Here is a 21,828-nt window from a genome sequence, read left to right on the forward strand (position 1 = left end):
TTTGAAACGAAGTATATAAAAAAGGCTGCCAGTTTATTTTGGCAGCCTTTTAATTTCAAAATAGACCGACTTAATTACGCTGCAGACTCTTCCTCGTCAAAAGCAACAAACGCATGGATCTCTTCGGGTAACAGTTCGGGCGAAGGAGGATAGATCCACTGAGTGTTGATCATCTTTTTCATTTCTTTTCCTTCAACACCGGTTTTATCCGCGACCCTGTCCCAGCCTGTGGTAAAAAGCGCACCCCAATCACCAAGATCAAGGCAAGTCGCATAAAAGGCCTGCTCATAATCTTTACCCGGTTGGCCTCGCAGCTTTTTGATCGCATTATACCCAGCAAAACGCCCAAGCTGAATCGCATGCTGACATGAAAAGAGAGTTCGCGGACGATCTGCATCGTAAGCCAAGTTCTTGTTTGATGATATCGACAACGCAGAATTATCTGAAGGCACCAAAGGTTCGGTATAAGCCCAGACAACGTCCCCTGCTCCAAAGGCATTGTCATAGCCGGGAATGCTAAGATCCTGAGCAACCGCTAGCCGCCCTTGTGCCCCTGCGTCTGGTTCTCCAAAACTACTGGTCAGCTTATTTGCTTCCATTCCGTTGGCAAAAACAACCGTCTGGGTCGCGATTACCTCGCCATCTGTAAGAGTGACACTGTTACCTGTGAGCTCTTTGACTGATATCCCCAGACGAAGCTCAATATTGTGCAGCCGAAGGGCCTCATCAATATAAGGTTTTGGATTAACACCCAATTCTGCGCCCGCTATTTCTTCTTTATCAACTAAAATAATACGACAGGTTTTGTCAGATTTTTTCTTCAAGCGGCTATGTAGTTCCGTGGCAATTTCCAAACCTGTAAAACCAGCGCCGATCACCACAAGTGTTTTTGCGACTTCTTCTTGTGCAGCAACTATCCGGGTTAATTGCTGATCCAACCTTTCAGTTTCTTCGTAGGTATCTGCAGAGAACCCGTACTGTTTAACCCCTGTAACATTTAGCTTTTTGAGGTGACTACCAGTCGCAAGAATGACCGCATCATATGATATTTGGGCTGAGGTATGGTTTGAGAGAAAAACCTGTTTATGCTGCGGGTCAATTGATTCTATTGTCGCCTGAATAAATCGAACACCAATTTTATCCAACAAAGGTTTTAGCGGAATGCGCTTGTCTTCTCCTGCACCTTCGTAAAGACGGGGTCTGATTACCAAATGTGCATCTTTGGAGATCAGGGTAATATCAATTTTTCCTGCATCGGCATTAGCATCAACCCGCTCTGCGGCAGCCGACATTGCCGCCCATAATCCAGCAAAACCACCCCCAAGAATAACCAACTGTTTCATTTTATGTTCCCTATACCATCAATAGTTTTCTAAAGAATAAGTCTCGTGTGCCACATCGCTGCCAATTACCGTGCCTCTAATCTTCATTTATCATTAGAAAACCATATGCATTTATGAGATAAAAGTTGTGACTTTGCGATTTTAACTTGCGAAAAAGCAACCATGATTTCCTGGAACGATTACCAATATGTGTTAGCTATTTTTCGCGCGGGGAACATTTCCAGCGCGGCAAAACATCTGAAAGTCAACACATCTACTGTCTTCAGGCGATTAGAAAAAATCGAGACTATTTACAATCTAAAGCTTTTTGAAAGGCATCGCCACGGATATGTTCCAACCGAAGCGGGCAGAGAAATAATCATTGCTGCGGAACGCATTGAACAGGAAACGTTCAGTGCCGAACGTGCCTTAACAGGCAAAGATCAAAAACTTACGGGAAGATTGCGAATCACGTCCACAGAAAGCCTCGCCGCCTCTTTCTTAAGTCGGCACATTCCCCCGTTTGCGGAAAAATACCCCGGTTTATATATCGAAATTATCAGCGATAACCAGCGCCTGAGCCTGACAGAGCGCGAAGCAGATATTGCACTCCGTCCCGCGCGGCCCACAGAAGAAAGCTTGATAGGTAGAAAGCTGTCGACCTTAAAATGGGGAATTTATGGATCCTGCCTTCATTATGAATCAGGTCAAATTCAAAAAACAAGTGATCTTAGGACAAAGTCCTTTATTGCATGGACAGGCGGCCCACTCGCCCAACAAACAACAGACTGGTTACGCAAAACTATTCCCGACGTTCATATTGCGTATGAAAGCAGTAGTATGCTGACCAACGCCCAACTCGCAATCAATAGTCATAATCTTATCCTTTTACCCTGCTTAATGGGACAAAATTGGCATGAATTAGTTCCCGTCTTTTCGCCGCTACCAGATGTAGAAGGAGAACTTTGGTTGGTAACCCATAAAGATTTACAAAAAAATGCCCGGGTTCGGGCCCTTTTAGATCATCTGGCTAACGCAGCTACGGGAGATCGACACCTGTTTCAGGGGGAAAACTGAAACACCACAATTTAGCCTGCCAGAATAACACTGCTCGAGGTAATACAGTATCTCCAAAAGAGCCCGAGAAGGGATGAAGGTTTAGCCAACAACGTTATGGCCACGCCCCTTCATACAGTTCTTTACAATTTGCTTACGTTCGTCTTGTGTACCCCAAGCCTCGGCCCCGGCACCACCCGCCGCACCAATAACACCGCCAACCAAAGCACCGCCCCAGCCATCACTCAATCCACCAACAATTGCGCCAAGACCAGTGCCAAGTAAGGCAGCATTCTGGACATCACCGTTTAGGTACCCGCGCTGGTCCGCAACTGCTGCACATTCACTCAAATCGCTTTCATATACTGCACTGTCACCACCATCAACTATCGGCCGATAATCCGCGCCTGTGTTACTACATCCATTCAAGAAAACAACTATGATCCCCAAGGATAACAGGCCAGCCCAACGGTTCATGCCCCTCATTTTCTGCGTCCTCTGCTTTTAGGTACAAACTGAAAAGACTTTATCGTTTTAAGCTGACGAAGAACTGACAAATACAAAGTAATCATTGATTTTGAAGCGGTCACTTCATGCCAGTATCTACGCACACATTTTTATCTAACCGTACATTTTTGCGCCTTTAGTAATTTTATCGACGATCTTTTTATCACTGTGTAGGGCGATCCCCACTACTTTGGCATCTTCAGGGTCATATTCTGCAAAAACAGCACGATTAGCGGCGTCATGACCCGTCGAGAACATTTCTTCAATATAAAGCGAGGATTTAACGCCGCGTGTAAGTGATCGCTGATGGATTTTTTGTATGGTGTTTTCACAAGCAGATAAAACAATAATCGGCTGGCGGATCAGGGCGTTATAGTTATTCCCCATCCGATCACGATATGCCTCGCCAATGATCGTCTGATTTTCGCCCGCAAGCCCGCCACTTAGAAACGCGGTAACGTTCAAAGCCTGCCAGGTTTGTAAATCATCTCGCAAAACAACAGCAATTTTAGTATCAAACATAATGGTCTCTCTGATTCAGGGTTCTTGATGTGAACAAAGACAACCAGATAAATAAAAGTATAAATCTACGTCTTGAACGTTCGTGCAAATCTTCTGCATCTGCGCAAATAATCTCGGCACCTGTCGTGTCTGGTTTGTCCCGCATCCAAGCGCGTTTTGTTGGCGATTTTTTCGAACCACATCGCCATGACACCTATGCATTGGGCCTAACGATGCAAGGCATCCAAGCCTTCGGCTATCGCGGGGATCGACGGTACAGTCAACCGGGGCAGATTATCGTGCTTCATCCAGATGAATTGCACGATGGTGGGTCCGGTACTGACGAAGGACTGCTCTACCGCATGCTTTATCTCGAACCATCTTTGATTCGTGAGGCGTTGGGAGAAAACTTCATTAACCTCCCCTTTGTCGAGACTCCTATCCTTGATGACCCAGACTTACAAACAGCCATGGTTACGGCCTTGGGTGAGCTTGAAAATAACCTGAGCGACTTGGCAAGAGACGATACGATCAGTCAAATTGCCCATTGTCTTGTCCGGCACGCCAAAGGTCCAAAGCCCTCTGCCCTTAAAACGAATAACGCCGCAGTCGATAAAGCCAAAGATTTTCTCTATGAGAATGCTTGCCGCAATGTGCATTCTGAGGAATTGGAAAAGGTAACGGATATGGACCGCTTTACCCTTTCGCGCCATTTCAGACGCGCATTTGGTACAAGCCCACACCGATTTTTACTTATGCGTCGCTTGGAATTTGCCCGTAAATTGATTGAAGAAGCACAGCCCCTTGCCGATGTCGCTTTCACCGTTGGTTTTGCCGATCAAAGCCACCTCAATCGCCATTTTAAAAAGGCTTATGGCATCAGCCCCGGACAATGGGGACGTTATTGCAACAATTAAAAAGCTTGCGCGATAACTCTCATACCCTATTAGCTAGTTCTTTAGTCATCCCATAAAAAGGGCTCTGATAAACAAATATCAAAACCCTTTTCATATTCAGCTCGTTAGTAAATCAGGTTTTAGTTTTGCAGCCTTAGATATTCAAAAGCAAAGAGGCTATTACCAGATTTTTTGTTATAGTATTGGCAGTAGAGCTTTTCACCCTGTGCCGGAGCAAGCGTACTGGTATTGGCCATGACGCTCAGCATTGTTTTGCCACGCCCGCCCAAATTTTTCTTCCACGCGGAACTGCGGCTACTGTTACTGCCCTCAGCACATTCCGCAACATTTTCTGAATTGCCACAATGCAACATCATGTCTTTACCACTTAGCACGTTCACGGTGTAAGGGTATTCGGTTTTTGGCTCACTCGCCCCCACAACACCCGCACCCGGATTACCTGATTTAATGCACTGCATTTCCCAATCATTGGAACCACCCAAAGCATCGAAGGATTTTTCGTCAACCTCCATATAAGCGATCTCGCGAGAATTGAGCGACGGCAGAATACAACCATTACTCAAAGCCCCTGTGCGACGATTGATTAATCCAGATCGTTTTTCATTGCTAAAGCCCTTTTGAAACGTATAGTCCCCCAGCGTTCCGATGGTGATATTTTCCGGCTTTACCCCTGTACATTTAGTCATACTGATCAGATCAGCAGATGGTGTCCCCAGCTGAGGCGTCTGTCCTGCCGCTGCCACCTTAGTCGAAGTTGACGTGGTTGGTTGAGCTGCACTTTTCTTCGTTGTCTCAGTTATGACTTCTTTTTTCGCGGTTCCGAGTAGCTTGGTCGCTTCTTCGGTCGCTTCATTTTCCAAATTGTTTTTAAGCTTCTGAAACAGGCTTCCCGATGCTTCGGCTGTTCCTGAAGCCGCAAGAGCACCAACCAACAATAACGTGCTTAAAAATATGCCTTTTGAAAAACCATTTTTTGTAAGTGATAATGTCTTAAAGTTTTGGTGGTAATACATACCCGACTGTTCCTTATGCGGTAAAAATAAATAATCCTGACAGGACATTGGAAATCCTTGTCCTGTCAGGGTTACAACGCAGAACGCGTTTTATTCCCGAAATAAGAAAATATTTTAGAATTAGTACCGCCCCTCAAGAGGGCGTATTGCGCTCAAGCGTCGCGCGTGCTTAACCTCGTATTAACTCGGGCGTCCACTTGGACTTGCCAAATTGCGGTAAGCAATTTGGAAGAGTATCCAGATCTAATTAGAAACAATCAAGATTGTTACTTCTTACCGACGGGACCGGTGGGGGTTTCAATGTTTACTTTATCCACCAACTGCCATGGCTTGCCGTCTTCGCGGAAGATCCGTTTATCCTTGTGAGGGTAATCAGCCATGTCAAAAGCGAGCCGTTGACCCACGACGATACATTTAAAGGTTTCTGTGCCTGTATTCATGATCCCGTGGGCTTCACCGCCCGCACGGTAACCGATAAAATCACCTTGGTTGATTTGATATTCTTCATCACCGATATAGGCAGTGGCTGTGCCAGACAGAACATAGACACACTCATCTTCATGGTAGTGTACATGGTATTCCGTTGTCTCCCGACCCGGTTCGACTTCAATGATATGAAAGCCAAGACCCGTCAGGCCTGTGAGATCGCCAAGGGACTTGTTTGTGCGCAGTGCATTTGGATTGAGAAAATGCTCTTTTTCCGTACCCTGCATCTGTTCGATTTCGTGCTTTTTGATCAGGTAGTTTTTCATAGCTCCCCCGCTTTATTTTTTATAGTTGTTTAACTTAACTTTTTGGTTGGCCAAAAGGCTTGTGCCTAGATTTCTAATACCTGCGCCGTATCGATGACCTGACAATATTCACCATCCATATTCGCAAGTGACATATCGTGGACCTCCTGCGCTGATCGCAGCGTCCCGCTATAGTCAGGAAAGGCAAAGGTAAAACAGGCGTCTTCTATCAGATAGGTCATAAAGCCAAGATTACCAGCATGACGTACCGTTGCTTCCACAGAATTGTTGGTAATCACCCCCATCATCAAAACATGATCAATTCCCTGACCCCGGAGCGTTTGTTCAAGCGTCGTGTCAATGAAAGCAGAGTTCGCCGCTTTGCCAATCACCACTTCACCAGATAGAGGGATAACCTCAGGCTTAAAGGCATGAGTTACCGATCCCGGTGCATAGGTAGAATCAGCATTTACGCTATCGTGTCGGATATGAAAGACAGGACGCTTGGTATCGCGCCAGTGTTTCAACACAGCCGCCATGTTTTCTTCCGCTGCGGGATTATTTCGTGGCCCATGCTGAGACCAAAAAGCTTCATCAATAGCCCGTTGCACATCAATAATAACAAGCGCCGTATTCGTTGGGGGTTTCATCAAAAGGCCTTTATATTTACGTTCAAGCGCCACTAAGGCTTTCCTCGCATAAGCTCGGGCGTCCGGTCGGACTTGCCAGATTAAGGAAATCAATCTGGTTTTGGTTTGTACCGCCCCCCCCAAGAGGGCGTATTGCGCTCACACACCGCGCATGCTTGTCCTCGTATTAACTCGGGCGCGTGGTCACGCTTGCCAAATCAAGGATTTGATTTGGTTAGTGCCTTACCAACTCTATTGGAGTTTAGAACAAAGCGCCAACAAAGAAAGGGGCAATGCCCCTTAGATAAAGTGGTTTTCGGGCAAGTTGAATTTTTCCACCATGAAATCAACGAAGACACGAACTTTGGGGGACAGATGCCGGCCCGGAGGGTAGATAGCGTAGATAGCACTGTCAGGAACGTGATAATCCGGCAAAACTTCAACGATATGGGCTTTGCGGATGGCTGGTCCAGCAAGCCAAAGGGGTAACAGGCTGATACCCATATTCTTACAGGTCAAATCCATGATAACTTCAGGGTTGTTGGTTTCCACTGCGCCACTGACATGAACCAGTTCTTCACCGTCAGGCCCTTCAAAGCGCCAGTCATTGCGGAAAGCGCGGGAGGCATAGATCAGACAATCATGGTTTTCCAAATCTTTCGGGTGTTTTGGCGCACCGTGTTTTTTGAGGTAATCCGGCGAGGCACAGACCACCCGACGGTTTGCTGCCAGCTTGCGCGCGATCAAACTGGAATCTTCCAGATCCCCGATGCGCACGGCAAGGTCATAGCCTTCGCTAAGCAGATCCACAAAGCGATCCTGTAGGTTCAAATCCAGTTTGATTTCCGGATAAAGGGTCATAAATTCGGGGATAAGCCCCGTAATCCACAAACGCCCAAAAGCCACAGGTACATTGATCTTCAGGGTCCCCCGCGGCGCGGCATGCAGGTTTGCCACTGCATCTTCGGCCTCTTCTACATCCACGAGGATCTGACAGCACCGCTCATAAAAACCCTTGCCGACTTCCGTCAGGGAAAGATGGCGCGTCGTGCGATTAAAAAGCCGCGCCCCAAGGCGATCTTCCAACCGCCCGACCTGTTTGCTCACCGCCGAAGGCGTCAGTGATGCCGCCCGCGCCGCCGCCGAAAAGCTGCCCTCGTTCACCACCTTCACAAAGATGCCCATCGCCGAAAGATTATCCATTTACCTGCCCTGAATCAGAGTTTATTTGTGACACAGAGGAATAAATATCAGGAATTTTGAGGAGTGTAACGAATAATAAGAATTAATTTTAAATTAACCATACTCATCTAATCCTAATAAACCTCAAAAATGATTTTTTTTTAATATGAAGATTTACTAGCTATTTGTGCCATACCTACTGGGTATTTTTTCCATAGAGCTGCCACAAATGCCGGTTCAATACTTTGTATGTATGAAATATGCCCTCTTAAAGATCGTATTTCTTTTTGAGATAGCATACCGGATTCCACCAAATAAACTTTTGTCCTAAGCCCTCTTTTTTTCTTTCTACCTAATGATGCCTGCCCATCGTTTGTTATCGTGATTCCTGTTACATGGCGATTATGCGCTTTCGATGTAAAAACAGTCTTTTCATCATTAACGGTTAGCCGAGGCCAACTCATAGCTTTAAGTTCTGATTTCACCAAATTTGGCCAAGAAGATAATACACCTTTTCGATTACTAGAAAATGTTAAGTCATCAGAATATCTAGAATATGAGACACCTTCCCCTGTTGCCATATCTGAAACCTTCATATCAAAGTCATACAATATGGCATTTGAAATTAATGGTGAACCTGGAGAACCTATACTCAAAATAAGCTTGTCTGCTTTATGCATAAAAAAGATACGTGACAATAGTCGTAATTCCGTTGCTTCATCTATATCAAGGATATTATTTTTTATAATGAGATTTTGAAAATCAGAATCAACAATCGAAGGGAAAAAATTATTAAAATCTAATTTGAGAAGGTAGCTATTTTTTAAATGTACCTCCGCATTCTTAAGAATAGAGCTATTTTCTTTGTATGCAGTAGCGCTTGAATGTACTGGTAATTTCTTAACCAGAACCTCTTCAATCAATATTCTTTGTACAACTTTCAAATCTTTCGAAGGTTGTGCTATATCACGCCAACCACCAGTTCTTTTGGGGATTTTGTATTTTTTATAACGATAAGGAGCCGTACCAATATAGCGATTTAATTCCTCCTTCGAAAATGACAATTTTTTACAGAGTATTTCTGAGGGCTTCATGCTTTCGCCCCTTTGTTTATGTCCTCAATTACACGCACCCTATTTTTATGGCTACGATTTCTTTTTGCTGCCTCTCTAAAAAACTGACTAACTTCAATTTTTATAGCAGAAGTATCTATTCGGGCTTTGCCTATTGAAGGCTTTAAATCAATCCGAATAGTTGCATCTATTTTAGCAAAAAAGAATGTTTGTGAAGAACGTTTTTTAGAACCGATGAGATTAAATTTTTGAAGAATAAACAAACAGGATGTCAACTCTCCAGACGTCATACTGACATCTAGTTTAAGTAAATAAGCTGAAATTTCTTGTTTCGTCAAAGCAAGAAACATATCAATTATTTGAAAAGTTAGGAAAATTTTGTGCCCACGATGATATTTATCAAATTTTTCAGATTTTGGTGTGCTCAAGCATAACTCATCAATTTCTTTAACAATATCATGTACTTCTTTTGGGTCAATTTTTTCAATATTAGATGGGTCAATTTTAAATGGTAAAACAAACCTTTCATCCAATGATTCAAGGGGATTTAAAAGACCAAACTTGATAAATGATTTACTTTCATAGTGGCTACTATGAAGAACGGTTATCAATTTAGAACGTATATTTTCATTCGCATAAAACAACCCTAGTTCAGCTATAGAACCAGCGCTTTCTAGAATTACAGTGACCAGAGAGGAGATATTCGCAATATCATTTTCAAATGCAGCAAGGTCATCATAACCATCTTGCCAGTCTTTGAAATTTTCAGCCAATATAAATTCACTATTCGATACTGCCCCTGAAGAATTCATGAACATATTGCGGATCGAATAGTTTTCTGTTTTTGTTATATCAACTGGTCCACCACATACAAAAACTAAATATGGTTCTAAAATCACTCTACATCGATCCAAATTAATTCCCAAAATAAATTTGTCTCTAAGATCGGTAGAAGAGTCAGGCATTTTTAACGAGTGCTCGATACCTTAAAAGAAGCGATAAGTACATAATGTTCTTATCAAAACCACGCGCTTTGATAAGAACATTATGTACTTATCGCGCTTAAAAGTGATCAATAAATTAGCGTCTGGCTGTACACCCGACGATGCCCGAAAGCATAACGCGTAAAGAGCACTTATTAGATAATATTTAAACTTATACCGTGTAAAGAGTTTTGTTTAAACTTTAATATCGCTAACCCCACTACTCCAATCCAAAATCACCTTACCGGAATTGCCGGAACGCATGATGTCGAAGCCTTGTTGGAAGTCGTCGATGCTGTAGTGGTGGGTGATGATCGGGGTCAGGTCGAGGCCGCCTTGGATCAGGGCGGCCATTTTGTACCAGGTTTCGAACATTTCGCGGCCATAGATGCCCTTGATCACGAGGCCTTTGAAGATCACTTCGTTCCAGTCAATGCCCATGCGTCCGGGGGGAATACCCAGCATGGCGATGCGACCGCCGTGATTCATGGCGCCGAGCATCCCGTTAAAGGCGGGTTCACTGCCAGACATTTCAAGGCCGACGTCAAAACCCTCTGTCATGCCGAGGTCTGACATGATCTTTTCGACAGAGCTTTCCGTGACATTGACGGCGTTCTTGATGCCCATCTTCTTGGCTAATTCGAGACGGTAGGGGTTTATATCGGTAATCACCACATGACGAGCGCCGACATGACGACAGATTGCCGCCGCCATAATGCCGATGGGGCCAGCGCCTGTGATCAATACGTCCTCGCCAACCACATCAAAGGACAACGCTGTATGAGCCGCATTGCCAAAGGGGTCAAGGATCGCCGCAATATCATCAGAAATATCATCAGGCAGGATAAAGACGTTACTGGCAGGCAGGCAAAGATACTCAGCAAAGGAGCCTGTGCGGTTCACGCCAACGCCCTCTGTATTGCGACAGAGATGACGACGTCCCGCTCGGCAGTTACGGCAATGCCCGCAAGTCAAATGGCCTTCGCCAGAGACCCGCTGTCCAATTTCCAGATGCGAGACCTGACTGCCGACCTCTTCAATGGTGCCAACGTATTCATGGCCCACGGTCATGCCCACAGGAATGGTCGCCTTGGCCCAGTCATCCCAGTTGTAGATATGCACATCCGTACCACAGATCGATGACTTGCGGATCTTGATAAGAACATCATTGGGGCCGATTTCTGGTTTGGCTTCATCGCGCATCCAGATGCCGGGTTCTGCCTTTAACTTTGCCAAGGTTTTCATGTTTAAACTCCATCGGCTTTGCCGATTAATTAGTACCGCTTTTTGAAGAAAGCGTATTGCGCTCAAGTGCCGCGCATGCTTTTCCTCGTATTAACTCGGGCGCCCATTTGGGCTTGCCAAATTGCGGTAAGCAATTTGGATGGTGATTTACTTCCAGAATTTAGCTCCGACCAGATCCTATAAAGGATCTGGCAAGTGCAAATGCACGCCCGGAACGAAGTGAGGACAAGTATGCGCGGCACTTGAGCGCAATACGTCCTCTTGAGGGACGGTACAAATTCTTGTTTTCGTTCAAACGCCACTAAGGCTTACCTCGCATAAGCTCGGGCGTGCAGTCGCACTTGCCAAATTGCACCAGCAATTTGGTTTACTTCCTATATTATCCCCAGTTCTTTTCCGGCTTCGCCGAAGGCTTTTATGGCTCGGTCGATCTGTTCTTTCGTGTGGGCGGCCGACATTTGGGTTCGGATACGTGCTTGGCCTTTTGGCACCACGGGGAAAGAGAAGCCGATGACATAAATACCACGCTGTAACAGCGCATCTGCCAATTTTGTTGCAAGGGCCGCATCGCCAATCATCACCGGGATAATAGGGTGCTCGCCGGGGAGGAGGTCAAAGCCCAGTTCGGCCATGCCTTTGCGGAAGTGATTGCTGTTTTCAACCAACTTGGCGCGCATGTCCTGACCGTTTTCCACCAGATCAAGTACCGCAAGAGTCGTCGCGGTGATCACAGGGGCCAGAGAGTTAGAGAAGAGATACGGGCGCGAACGCTGACGGAGCCAATCCACGATCTCTTTTTTTGCAGAGGTATAGCCACCGGATGCACCGCCCAGAGCCTTACCCAACGTGCCTGTGATAATATCAACGCGATCACGGAGGCCCCAGTAATCCGGCGTACCAGCACCGTTTGGTCCCATGAAACCGACGGAATGGCTGTCGTCCACCATCACCAATGCGTCATACTTGTCCGCCAGATCACAGATTGCTGGCAGGTTGGCGATATAACCGTCCATCGAGAATACACCATCAGTCACAATCAAACGGAAGCGTTGGTCTTGTGCCTCTTTCAAACAGCGTTCCAGCTCGTCCATATCATTGTTGGCATAACGATAACGCTTGGCTTTGCACAGGCGAACCCCGTCAATGATGCTGGCATGATTCAAGGCATCACTGATCACTGCATCTTCGGACCCGAGGATAGTTTCGAACAGGCCAGTGTTGGCATCAAAACAAGAGGAATAGAGAATGGTGTCTTCCTGCCCCAAAAAGCTGGAAAGACGAGATTCCAATTCTTTGTGAATATCCTGCGTGCCACAGATAAAACGTACAGAAGAAAGCCCGAAGCCATAATCATCTAGTGCCTTTTGCGCCGCCTCTACCAAACCGTGATCATTGGACAGACCAAGATAGTTATTTGCGCAGAAGTTCAGAACTTCACCAGAAGACTGCACCTTAATCGCCGAAGACTGAGATGATTCAATCACCCGCTCTGCCTTGTAGAGACCTGATTCCTTCAAGGTGGCAATTTCACCCGTAAGATGCTTGATAATGGACTTGCTCATAACCAACGTTATCCTGCTTCAATGGAAGTTCAATATAGTAGATATATTATCTAGTATAAGGGATTCGTCAAGCCACTTACTGTCCAGAATTTTACCGTACCTGAGAATAACAATCCGATCAGCGCAACAAGATCCCTGTTTTTCTTTTGCCGTTAAAGGCAATACTATCATTGTAACAATGACATACAAAGCAGGCAGAGGAATAACCCCTCGGCTCTACCCCGCCATATCCATACGGGCAAGACACTAAATTCAAGAAAGAAACAAGAAACCCAATGCTATAGTAAGCACAATAAAGAATAGGTCACCTAGGAACGCCTCAGCACAATCATTAGATTTTTATCTTTTGAGCCAAGGAAAGAAGGCCCTCGATATAATCCGGCCTCATTCCCTTTCGTATACCTAGATGAATACTCTTTCTGATGCCTCTATCTATCCTGAGGCCCCGCACCTGATCAATGCTCCTGACAAGCCAGTCCGGTGTCGCGCTAACCGCACGGCCGGACGCCACCAGACGCAGCATAAGATCCGTTGTTTCAACCGTTCTGTGTCGGCGTGGCCAAACCCCGCTTGGCACAAGAAAGCGCGTATAGATATCAAGCCTTTCCCGTGGAACCGGATAGGTAACGAGTGTCTCTCCCGAAAGATCTTCGGGCACCAAACCTTCCTTTTCAGCCAAAGGATGGTCCGTGGCAACAGCAAGCAACAACTCATAATCAAACACGGGATGATATTCGAGGCCCGGCCGGTCGATCGGATCAGGTGTTACCAATATGTCAATCTCGTGGTCGAGCAAAGCCTGGAGGCCACCGAATTGGAAGGCGGTTGTCACGTCGAGATCGACCTCAGGCCATTGGGCAAGGAACGGATCGACAACACGCATCAACCAGTCTTGGCAAGGATGGCATTCCATACCGATCCGGATCGCACCGCGGCGCCCACGCGCATAATCTTCCAACACGATCGCGCCCCGCTCAAGCTGTGGAAGCACCCGGTTAGCCAAGCCCAGCAGATAGTTCCCTGCTGGCGTCAGGCGCAGGCGGCGCCCCTCCCTTTCCAAAAGTTTGACCCCATGGCGTTCTTCAAAACGGCGAATGGCATGGCTGACCGCCGATTGCGTCAGGCAAAGCTTATCAGCAGCCAAGGTCAGGCTGCCTGCCCGATTAATTTCACGCAGAATTGCAAGAGGCTGGATGTCTATCAATTAAATATGACTCCTATTCAACTTCGAAAGAAGTATCTCAATTTTTAGTCATGTACAATTCATTCGAAAAGCCTACATGAAATGCGTTAGAGAACAGCAATATTATAAGATTGAAGCCCATCTAAGCCGATTGCGTGGCTAGGCTTCCAAACTGCCCTGCATGATATAGAAGTGGCTCAGCCGTTGGGTCTCGGTCCAGATGTCGGACCCGGCCGAGGAGAAGGACATGATCCCCTGCCTCTACCTGCTGCACAACATCGGCTACAATAACGGCTGCGGTATCTCGCAATATGGGCAAGCCATGTTGTTCCAAGAACAGATCGGTCAATGTTTCGTCCGGTTTCCCAGCAAAATGCATCGCATGCGGGCACATGTCCTGCGACAGGATATTCACCGCATATCGCCCTGATTTCCTAACCTCTCCAAGCATCTTGGTCCGACGATCCAGAGAAATGGAAATCAACGGCGGATCGAGCGACACTGACATGAATGAACTCGCCGTCATACCGTGATCACCATCGGGTGTGCGGGTGGTGATGACCGTTACACCCGTAGCGAAACTGCCACAACAATCACGCAGGTCACATGGATCAATGCTATCCATTGCTACCGTATCAGACATCGTGACGTTTCCCTTCAATGAATAATGTAGAGGCAAGTCAGCGAGTTAACCGATAAACCCGCTGATAAGTATTAGGCCGCAAGTTCCCGTCGGACAATTTCCGCCCCTGCACCCAAAGCAGTGAGCTTACCCCGAGTAACGGAACGCGATAACGGCGCCATACCGCAGTTTGTGCAGGGATAGAGCTTGTCCGGATTCACATATTCAAGCGCTTTGCGTAGGGTATCGGCGACCTCTTCTGGAGTTTCTATGGTGTTATTTGCTACATCAATGGCCCCGACCATCACCTTCTTACCGCGGATAAGTTCGATCAGTTCCATAGGGACATGGGAATTGTGGCATTCCAATGAGACCAGATCGATACTAGATGTCTGGAGTTTTGGGAAAATTTCCTCATACTGCCGCCATTCCGACCCCAGTGTTGTTTTCCAATCAGTGTTGGCCTTGATGCCATAGCCGTAGCAGATATGAACTGCCGTCTCACATTTCAGCCCTTCAATTGCCCTTTCCAAGGTGGCAATCCCCCAATCATTCACTTCATCGAAGAACACGTTGAAAGCAGGTTCATCAAATTGAATGATGTCGACACCAGCCGCCTCTAGTTCCTTGGCTTCCTGATTGAGAATCGTGGCAAATTCCCAGGCGAGTTTCTCTCGGCTTTTATAGTAGCCATCATAGAGCGTATCGATCATCGTCATGGGACCAGGCAGAGCCCATTTGATAGGAGATTTAGTCTGTCGGCGCAAAAATTTGGCATCCTCAACGAAAACCGGTTTTTCGCGCGAAACTGCATCAAAAACGGTCGGTACACTCGCATCATAGCGATCCCGAATTCTAACGGTCTCGCGTTTCTCAAAATCAACACCGCTGAGATTTTCGATGAAGGTCGTGACAAAATGCTGCCGCGTTTGCTCTCCGTCACTGACAATATCAATACCTGCCAGTTGCTGTTCTGCCAGCGATACCCGTAAAGCATCCTGTTTACCCTCAACCAGCTCTGCACCTTCCAATTTCCAAGGCGACCAAAGTGTTTCAGGCTCTGCTAGCCAGCGGGGTTTGGGCAAGCTTCCAGCAGTAGATGTAGGGAGCAGAGTTTTCATGATAAGCGATCCTGTGTGAATATGGATTAATTAGAAAGAATTCTGAGCGGACCATTCCTCAAGAACAGCCTGGTAGGGTTTGATGAAATGCTCTTCAGCAAATTTGCCCTGCTCAACAGCTAACTGGCTGCGTTCTTCGCGGTCATAGGTAACACGTGTAAGCGAGTGATCCTGGTGTTGTAGGCTTGGTTGAAAGTGCTCGCCCGCGGCAGAGTTGGCGTTGTAGATCTCAGGCCGGTAGATCTTTTGGAAGGTCTCCATCGTGCTGATGGTGCTGATAAGTTCGATATTACTGTAGTCACTGAGAAGATCGCCGGAGAAGAAAAATGCCAAGGGTGCAACACTGTTTTCCGGTTTAAAATAGCGGACCTGTAGTCCCATTTTTCTGAAATATTGTTCGGTCAGGGATGTGTCATTTGGCAGGTATTCCGCACCTAGAACAGGATGGTAGTTTGCCGTCCGATGATAGGTCTTGTTGTACGAAACGCTAAGGCAAATCACGGGTGGTTTGCTGAAATGCTCTTTATATTCGTGTGAATGCACGAAGCTTTTGAAGATTTGACCGTGCAAATCGCCAAATTTATCCGGGATACTGAACCCGGATTGGCTCTTGTTATGCTCCAAAAGCAGCACGCTAAAATCATAATCGCGCACATAAGAGGAAAAATTATTTCCCACAATGCCTTCAATACGTTTGCCAGTCGTTTGATCCAGAATCGTCGTTTTCAGGACCTCGATCACCGGAAAGGCATTTCCGGCACCTTCAACATCCATTTCAACAGATATGATATCAAGCTCTACAGAGTAACGATCGCCTGTCGGGTTATCCCAATAGGCCAACGCATTGCAACGACGGTCAATCATCCGCAACGCATTGCGCAGATTTTCCTGGCGGCTTTCACCACGAGCTAGATTAGCAAAATTAGTCGTGATGCGTGTTTTTTCAAAGGGTTGATAATCCTCATTAAAACTAATGCGTTTTACTCTAAAGGCGAAGTTTTCTGTCATTGTGATCGACCTTCATGTCGTCCGGGGTTATGAGCAATGCATTCTGTATGCTCGAACTCAGACATGAATAAAAATGATCATTTTTCATAAAAGCATGACACATTGTCATAAGCTTAGCTGTTGGTCCGATACTTGTCTTGCCGCCCGAATCAACGCAAAACAAAGCAACAGCTTACCCATACCGCTTAGAAGCACGCTTCTATCAATATAAATACTGGTAAACAGGATCTTGCTCTGTTAATCGACGCATAGAAGAGTGCCATTTATTCAGGCAACGGCATTTTTGACGGCAAGGTTTCAAGACCAGAAGTCAGCCATGATCCAAGCTTTTGATTCACCTAACGCAAAAGCCCCGTGTCTAGATTCCTCGTATCCAAATTTCTCCGCAACACCTGAATCATAAATCTGAATCAAGAATTCAATTTCGAACATCAAACGAATACTCGTGGCGCTGCCACAAATCATCTGTATCAGATTAGAGAATCTGATAATTTTGGCGGTATCTAGTCGGACTGATTCCCATTTGATCACGGAAATGGTGGCGCAGGGTATCGGCAAGGCCAAAGCCACAGTGCGAGGCGATTTCTTCGACAGACATTGCGGTTTCTTCCAGACAGGTACAGGCCAGTGCCAAACGTTCCTGAATCATCCACTTGGCCGGAGGCAACCCCGTCGCTTCCTTGAATCGCCGGATAAAGGTGCGCAAGCTCATGTGTGCCCGCTTGGCAAGTTCTTCCACCCGCAACGGCGTGTGCAAATGCTTTCTGATCCATGCCAGTAAATCATCCATCGCCAATTCGCGACGTACTTGCGGACGGTCGATAAACTGCGCCTGTCCGCCATCGCGCTGTGCCGGAAGCACCAGACGCTTGGCGACCTTGTTAGCCACTGCCGGGCCAAAGTCACTGCGGATGATATTGAGACAAAGATCGAGACCCGCCGCTGACCCCGCCGAGGTCATGATTCGTCCCTCATCAATAAAGAGGACGTTAGGGTCAACATGCAAATCGGGATAGGTCTCTGCCAATAGATCCGCATAGCGCCAATGAGTCGTGACCTTTTGATTACGCAGGATTCCCGCCGCCGCCAACACAAAGACGCCAGAACAGATCGACACGATTCTGGCACCACGATAATAGGCCGCCCAGATGGCTTCCAACAAAGCCTCTGGTGGGCGTTCGTGCACAGAACGCCAACCCGGCACCACGATGGTGTCCGCCTTTTCAAGCACTTCCAGCCCCTTTTCAGCCGTGACCTGAAGCCCACCAAGAGCACGACAAGGCCCACTGTCCGCCGAACAAGTCGTGAAGTCATACCACTCATCAAACTCAGGCCGATCCAGACCAAAGGCCTCAACAACCATACCGTACTCAAAGGTACAGAGACCGTCATAAACCACCGCAGCAACAAGGTGGTTTGGCTTGTCAGCAGGTGTTTCTGACAGTGTTTTCTGGATCAACTTCTTACGAGACTTTTCATTCATGGCAGATTTTTCACTATCGGAATTAATTGGCATTATTTATATGAGTATAGTCATTTATGCCAATAGGCAAGCATAAAAACACGCCCTATAATCACTTTCATCACCACCTGAACATTAAGATTTTGGAGAAAGATTTATGGCTTCTAATGTCGCCCTCGTTCCCGCCGCTTCCCCGGATGAAGCTCTTGCGCATTTTGAACGCCGCCTGCGTGTGGAAACCGATTGCTGGGATACGCATTATGCGCTGACAGCACAGGAACAGGATTTTGTCTTGCTGGATGTGCGATCAACGGATCTCTATAAAGATGGACATATCCCCAAGGCCATTAACCTGCCCCACGGTAAGATCATTGCCCGCAAAGTGCGCGACTATCCCGATGATACCCTGTTCGTCGTCTATTGCGCTGGCCCCCACTGTAACGGCGCCAACAAAGCCGCCGTACGCCTCGCTAAACTAGGCTATAAAGTCAAAGAGCTGATCGGTGGCATCGAAGGCTGGAAAGACGAAGGCTTTGACCTCGTCACAGGCATTGCCTGATTTTTTTGGGGGGGGGCAGTTAAGGGGCACGTAAGACAAGACCTCAACTCTAAAGGATCATTGCCTGAATCATTGAATGATCTGAACCGCAAGATGAGGGTTTACAGCACTTACATATAGAAAAGGCATCTGCCCGACACAAATACGTCGATGCAGATGCCTTATTATACAAACAGCTTACACGTTAACTGAATACTACAATCCCTGAAGACGCTCCACGACCAGCAAGGCAACGGCGTTGCCTTCACCCACATTGATCAGGGCATGGTCGCAATCGGCGGGATAGCGGGCTGTGCCGCCAGCTTCGACGGTTTCGCTATCGCCCGCGGATTCAACCTCTATCCGGCCAGATAACACCGTCAGATGTTCGCGGGTTCCTTCGGCATGGGGGGCAGAGCGTAAGGCCCCGGCGGCTTCGAAGCTCAGTTCGTACCACTCGCACAGTGCAGCGTTCTCAACGGGGGAGAGAATGCGCATCACACAACTGCCATCCGGACTGGACATGGTGGGCGTCAGGTTCGCGGGCACGGCCTCTATCTTGACCACTTCCGGCTCACGCGGCGCGCCCTCTAGCAGTTCATAGATATCCATGCCAAAGCTTTGCGTCAGGCTCCAGAGCGTCGCAAAGGTCGGGTTGGCCTGTCCGCGCTCTATCTGCGAGAGCATGGATTTGGACACCCCCGAAAGCTTCGCCAACTGATCCAGCGTCAGCTTCTTTTCCTTGCGCGCATCCCGCACCTTATCCCCGATCTGCGGAACACCCTTGCGTTTTGTACTCATACCTTGCCTAAAACCCCTTTAGTGGAATTTCCACCATAGTGGATTTTCAAAGAAGGCGCCAGATGGGAGAATTTTTGGAGAATATAAAAAAAGATAACGCAGCCACGCGAATAGAACCAAACTCCCTAACCTACGTTTTTCCACTTAACAGGCGTTACGTGCAACGTGCTGTCGTCGATAGCGACCATGACGTCGCCGTCCTGAATGGTTACGGATAACCTCATAGAACGGTTGGCGAGTTCGGCCAGAGCGCGGGTGTCATCCCTTGAGAAGTTTGTAACCTCGAGATTAGCAAACCGGGTGGTGCTGTTTTTGATCTTCTCCCACCACATTTCTGCTGTGTTGCCGCCGTAACAATAGATCACAACTTTACCAGCCTTACCACAGGACTGGCGCACAATCTTTTCCCCCGGCATGCCCAGCGCGATCCACAGATCAATCTCGCCACTCAGGCTTTTCTGCCAAAGGTCCGGCTCATCCTCGGTCGAAAGACCACGGGTGAATTCCAGTTGTTCGTGGGCGTTCAGGGCAAAGCTCAGTACACGTACCATCAAGCGTTCATCCGTTTCCGAAGGGTGCTTGGCCACAGTCAGATTATGGGTCTCGTAATAGTGGCGATCCATATCAGTAACGGAAAGTTCGACTTTATAAATAGTGGCATTTTTTGCCATGGGGTATGCCTGTTCTGCTTTATCCTGTCCGGAGTTGAGGACCGGATAATATGTGGTGGGTACTTCGAGGACGCTAAGTGCGGTTTACGCTATCTTATATTTGGCCTTATCTATCTGCTTTCTTTACTGACAATAATGGCTTTGTGAAAGGGGAAACGACACATACCAATATTATTCCCCCTATGGACAACAAGATAATAAGAATCTCCTTAATCTATAGTTGATAAACTTGCATTAGAATTGGACCAAAGACAGGTAGATCACGGGAGGAAGGCTTGCCCTTGAATCACAGTTGGTTAAGAAACGTCTCCACCTTAACAAAGCAGTTTGTCGCCTTGTTAACAGGTCCGTTTTCGATTTTGTTTGCTGTATTATTTTCTGGACTGATTCTTGGTTCGTTTTTAACCAGTGCCTCTGCACAAGATGTTCCCCTCAAACAAGCGATTCTTGCAGGGCAAACCATACGTATAGTCGCCACAGACTATCCGCCACATGTCATTGCTGCCAAAGAACGCGGCATGGATCTGGACATCCTGCGCGGTGTTCTGGATGAAATGGGATTCACATCCACGGTACAGTTTGTGCCGACAAAACGCGCATTGAGCATGGTAACCCAAGGCAATGCAGATGTTGCCGTACCTGTTTTTTTTGAAGCAGACAGAGAAGGGTATTACACATCACATGCAATCATCGACTACAAACCCACCATTTTTACCCTTAAGGAGAACCGCGACGAGATTAATGACTTAAACTCTTTGAGTAATCACAGGGTTGTCACCTTTATCGGTGCAGGGGGATATTTTGGAACAGCGTTTACCAACGCAACAGATAAAGCCGTTTCCTATAACGAAATAAATAACGTCAGTGCGATGCCCGAACTACTTTTAATGGGCCGATATTCCGCCACTGTACTGGACGCGCATATTTTTTATTATTTTTATAGAAAAGAAAATAAAAACAGAGACCTAAACGTGTTTTATGCTCACGATGTTTTTCTGAAAGTAGAAGCTGCAGCCGGGTTTAATAATCAAGACCTTCGGGTTTTTTTTAACCAGCACCTTGCAAAATACCGCGCCGCCGGAAAAGATCGCCAAGTCATCGAAAAATACGTTGGTGTCGCGCGTTAAAGTTATGGATCGGCCGACTTACCCACAGTACCGAGTTCTCCTTTTTATGAAATTGTTCGTAGATTATTGCCATATCCCTGTCGAGAAGGCATGAATAAAGAAGCATTATTATTTGAATAAATCACTTTGAACACGAGGAGCTTCCATGCAGATCGTCACAACTGATTCCATCGAGGGAAAACGCGTTGTTGCCTATAAAGGCATTGTCAGCGGAGATGCCATTGTCGGCGCTAACTTTGTCAAAGATTTCTTCGCCAAGATTACCGACGTTCTCGGTGGGCGCGCTGGTGGTTATGAAAAAGCCCTGCGCGGTGCCAAAAATCACGCCATGAACGACATGATCGAACAAGCCGAAGAAGTGGGCGCCAATGCTGTTATCGGTGTTGACCTGGATTATGAATCAATCGGTGGTTCCATGTTGATGGTCAGCGTTAATGGCACGGCTGTGGTTCTCGAAGACGCTTAACATACGCCGTATGCACACATTGTGTGGTTTTTGATTGAGGTCGGTGCGGTTGCATCGGCCTTTTTCTTTTTGAGAGCAACGGCTTAAATACATATCAGCTATAATAAA

23 protein-coding genes and 1 pseudogene are annotated in these 21,828 nt (G+C 46.9%); 5 read left to right on the forward strand and 19 right to left on the reverse strand.

What is annotated here, in order from left to right:
• Positions 1–74 precede the first annotated feature (74 nt).
• Positions 75–1,343: an NAD(P)/FAD-dependent oxidoreductase gene (locus tag ACN0QW_RS09065; protein ID WP_417430743.1), complete on the reverse strand. Its 1,269-nt coding sequence runs from the start codon at positions 1,341–1,343 to the stop codon at positions 75–77.
• Between the two features lie 162 nt (positions 1,344–1,505).
• Between ACN0QW_RS09065 and ACN0QW_RS09070 the strand changes: the two genes are divergently transcribed.
• On the forward strand, positions 1,506–2,399 hold the full coding sequence (locus ACN0QW_RS09070; protein WP_417430745.1) for a LysR family transcriptional regulator: 894 nt from the start codon (positions 1,506–1,508) through the stop codon (positions 2,397–2,399).
• Between the two features lie 81 nt (positions 2,400–2,480).
• On the opposite strand, the gene ACN0QW_RS09075 is transcribed toward ACN0QW_RS09070, so the two are convergent.
• Entirely contained in the window at positions 2,481–2,855 is a 375-nt protein-coding gene (locus tag ACN0QW_RS09075; RefSeq protein WP_417430747.1) for a hypothetical protein, read from the reverse strand.
• A 144-nt stretch (positions 2,856–2,999) separates the two neighbouring features.
• Entirely contained in the window at positions 3,000–3,407 is a 408-nt protein-coding gene (locus tag ACN0QW_RS09080; RefSeq protein ID WP_299380612.1) for a DUF2000 family protein, read from the reverse strand.
• Between the two features lie 29 nt (positions 3,408–3,436).
• Between ACN0QW_RS09080 and ACN0QW_RS09085 the strand changes: the two genes are divergently transcribed.
• Positions 3,437–4,303, forward strand: a complete 867-nt coding sequence (locus ACN0QW_RS09085) for an AraC family transcriptional regulator (protein ID WP_417430750.1) — start codon at positions 3,437–3,439, stop codon at positions 4,301–4,303.
• Between the two features lie 119 nt (positions 4,304–4,422).
• Here the strand turns inward: ACN0QW_RS09085 and ACN0QW_RS09090 are convergent, their stop codons facing one another.
• The 14 genes and pseudogenes from ACN0QW_RS09090 to ftrA form a co-directional block, all read right to left on the reverse strand.
• Positions 4,423–5,364 carry a hypothetical protein gene (locus ACN0QW_RS09090; RefSeq protein WP_417430752.1) on the reverse strand — a complete coding sequence of 314 codons (942 nt, stop codon included), beginning with the start codon at positions 5,362–5,364 and terminating at the stop codon, positions 4,423–4,425.
• A 218-nt stretch (positions 5,365–5,582) separates the two neighbouring features.
• Positions 5,583–6,068, reverse strand: coding sequence for a cupin domain-containing protein (locus ACN0QW_RS09095; protein ID WP_417430754.1), 486 nt, complete (start codon positions 6,066–6,068; stop codon positions 5,583–5,585).
• 65 nt (positions 6,069–6,133) lie between these two features.
• On the reverse strand, positions 6,134–6,730 hold the full coding sequence (locus ACN0QW_RS09100) for a cysteine hydrolase family protein (protein WP_417430756.1): 597 nt from the start codon (positions 6,728–6,730) through the stop codon (positions 6,134–6,136).
• A 246-nt stretch (positions 6,731–6,976) separates the two neighbouring features.
• Positions 6,977–7,879 (reverse strand): LysR family transcriptional regulator, encoded by a 903-nt coding sequence (locus ACN0QW_RS09105; RefSeq protein ID WP_417430758.1) that lies wholly within the window; start codon positions 7,877–7,879, stop codon positions 6,977–6,979.
• Positions 7,880–8,019: 140 nt separating this feature from the next.
• On the reverse strand, positions 8,020–8,952 hold the full coding sequence (locus tag ACN0QW_RS09110; protein WP_417430760.1) for a retron St85 family RNA-directed DNA polymerase: 933 nt from the start codon (positions 8,950–8,952) through the stop codon (positions 8,020–8,022).
• Complete coding sequence (locus ACN0QW_RS09115) at positions 8,949–9,896, reverse strand: retron St85 family effector protein (protein WP_417430762.1); 948 nt, start codon at positions 9,894–9,896, stop codon at positions 8,949–8,951. The genes ACN0QW_RS09110 and ACN0QW_RS09115 overlap by 4 nt, the downstream gene beginning before the upstream one ends.
• 213 nt (positions 9,897–10,109) lie before the next feature.
• Complete coding sequence (tdh, locus tag ACN0QW_RS09120; RefSeq protein ID WP_417430764.1) at positions 10,110–11,159, reverse strand: L-threonine 3-dehydrogenase; 1,050 nt, start codon at positions 11,157–11,159, stop codon at positions 10,110–10,112.
• 374 nt (positions 11,160–11,533) lie between these two features.
• On the reverse strand, positions 11,534–12,721 hold the full coding sequence (locus tag ACN0QW_RS09125; RefSeq protein ID WP_417430766.1) for a glycine C-acetyltransferase: 1,188 nt from the start codon (positions 12,719–12,721) through the stop codon (positions 11,534–11,536).
• A gap of 331 nt (positions 12,722–13,052) precedes the next feature.
• Positions 13,053–13,724, reverse strand: a complete 672-nt coding sequence (locus ACN0QW_RS09130; RefSeq protein WP_417430947.1) for a LysR substrate-binding domain-containing protein — start codon at positions 13,722–13,724, stop codon at positions 13,053–13,055.
• A gap of 27 nt (positions 13,725–13,751) precedes the next feature.
• Positions 13,752–13,925: pseudogene (locus ACN0QW_RS09135) on the reverse strand (helix-turn-helix domain-containing protein); the annotation flags it as partial.
• A 121-nt stretch (positions 13,926–14,046) separates the two neighbouring features.
• On the reverse strand, positions 14,047–14,547 hold the full coding sequence (locus ACN0QW_RS09140; RefSeq protein ID WP_299380505.1) for a flavin reductase family protein: 501 nt from the start codon (positions 14,545–14,547) through the stop codon (positions 14,047–14,049).
• 71 nt (positions 14,548–14,618) lie between these two features.
• A complete protein-coding gene (locus ACN0QW_RS09145; protein WP_417430769.1) occupies positions 14,619–15,647 on the reverse strand; it encodes a methionine synthase in 1,029 nt (342 codons plus the stop codon).
• A gap of 30 nt (positions 15,648–15,677) precedes the next feature.
• The gene (locus ACN0QW_RS09150; RefSeq protein WP_417430771.1) at positions 15,678–16,655 is read right to left on the reverse strand and encodes a DUF1852 domain-containing protein; all 978 of its coding nucleotides are present in this window, start codon (positions 16,653–16,655) and stop codon (positions 15,678–15,680) included.
• 475 nt (positions 16,656–17,130) lie between these two features.
• A complete protein-coding gene (gene ftrA, locus ACN0QW_RS09155; RefSeq protein WP_417430773.1) occupies positions 17,131–18,138 on the reverse strand; it encodes a transcriptional regulator FtrA in 1,008 nt (335 codons plus the stop codon).
• A 136-nt stretch (positions 18,139–18,274) separates the two neighbouring features.
• Between ftrA and ACN0QW_RS09160 the strand changes: the two genes are divergently transcribed.
• Positions 18,275–18,676, forward strand: a complete 402-nt coding sequence (locus ACN0QW_RS09160; RefSeq protein ID WP_417430775.1) for a rhodanese-like domain-containing protein — start codon at positions 18,275–18,277, stop codon at positions 18,674–18,676.
• 195 nt (positions 18,677–18,871) lie between these two features.
• On the opposite strand, the gene ACN0QW_RS09165 is transcribed toward ACN0QW_RS09160, so the two are convergent.
• Positions 18,872–19,456 carry a helix-turn-helix domain-containing protein gene (locus ACN0QW_RS09165; RefSeq protein WP_417430777.1) on the reverse strand — a complete coding sequence of 195 codons (585 nt, stop codon included), beginning with the start codon at positions 19,454–19,456 and terminating at the stop codon, positions 18,872–18,874.
• Between the two features lie 125 nt (positions 19,457–19,581).
• On the reverse strand, positions 19,582–20,127 hold the full coding sequence (locus tag ACN0QW_RS09170) for a YaeQ family protein (RefSeq protein ID WP_417430779.1): 546 nt from the start codon (positions 20,125–20,127) through the stop codon (positions 19,582–19,584).
• 275 nt (positions 20,128–20,402) lie between these two features.
• On the opposite strand from ACN0QW_RS09170, the gene ACN0QW_RS09175 reads away from it, so the two are divergent.
• A complete protein-coding gene (locus ACN0QW_RS09175; protein WP_417430781.1) occupies positions 20,403–21,254 on the forward strand; it encodes a substrate-binding periplasmic protein in 852 nt (283 codons plus the stop codon).
• Positions 21,255–21,399: 145 nt separating this feature from the next.
• Positions 21,400–21,720: a YbjQ family protein gene (locus ACN0QW_RS09180; protein ID WP_299380115.1), complete on the forward strand. Its 321-nt coding sequence runs from the start codon at positions 21,400–21,402 to the stop codon at positions 21,718–21,720.
• The last annotated feature ends 108 nt before the right edge of the window (positions 21,721–21,828 follow it).

Origin of the sequence: Kiloniella sp. (assembly GCF_048259265.1) — a bacterium.
In the GTDB taxonomy this organism is placed as follows: Bacteria; Pseudomonadota; Alphaproteobacteria; order Kiloniellales; family Kiloniellaceae; genus Kiloniella.